The following is a 675-nucleotide window of genomic DNA, read 5'->3' as shown; positions in this document are numbered from 1 at the left end:
GCTCCGCAGTCGTCGAGGAGTTCGCGCCGCAGTGTCTGATGGAATCGCTCGACCTTGCCCGTCGTGGTCGGCGACGCCGGCTGGGTCAGCCGGTGCGCGATCCCGTTCTCCCGGCAGATCCGGTCGAACAACACCTCACCACCGTGACCGAACCGGTCGGTGAACTGCTTGCCGTTGTCGGTCAGCACCTCCTCCGGCACCCCGAACCTCCGCAGGGCCCCCGCGAACGCCGCGCAGACCGCCCGTCCGGTCGCCCGCTCGACCACCGACGCGATCACGCAATAGCGGGAATGGTCGTCCACCCCGGTCACGACCTTCGCCTCGGTCAGCTCACCGGTGACCGCATCGACCAGCATCACCCCGCCGACGATGTCCATCTGCCACAGCTGCATCGCACGGTCCCGCTGCCAGCGCTTGTAATCCGACCGCTTCCGGCGTCGAACCCCCGGCTCCACCAGCCCGTGACGGACCAGGATCCGATACACCGTCATCCGAGACGGCACCGGCATCACCGTCCCGGACCGCTCCAGCACATGAGCGATCCGCCGCGGACCCCACCGCGGGTGCTTGCGCCGCAGTTCGCACACTGCCGCCTCGACCTCGGCAGAAGCCTGATGCGGACACGAGGCCGGCCTGCGCGACCGGTCCGCCAGACCCGCCAGGCCGGAGGCCTGA

1 protein-coding gene is annotated in these 675 nt (G+C 69.8%); it reads right to left on the bottom strand.

Annotated elements, in window-relative coordinates; genetic code table 11:
* The coding region (locus CW362_RS42925) for a DDE-type integrase/transposase/recombinase (RefSeq protein ID WP_162684471.1) at nt 1–675 on the bottom strand (675 nt) is incomplete at both ends.

It is taken from the genome of Streptomyces populi, assembly GCF_002911015.1.
In the GTDB taxonomy this organism is placed as follows: Bacteria; Actinomycetota; Actinomycetes; order Streptomycetales; family Streptomycetaceae; genus Streptomyces; species Streptomyces populi.
This window is presented reverse-complemented; position numbering and strand designations above follow the sequence as displayed.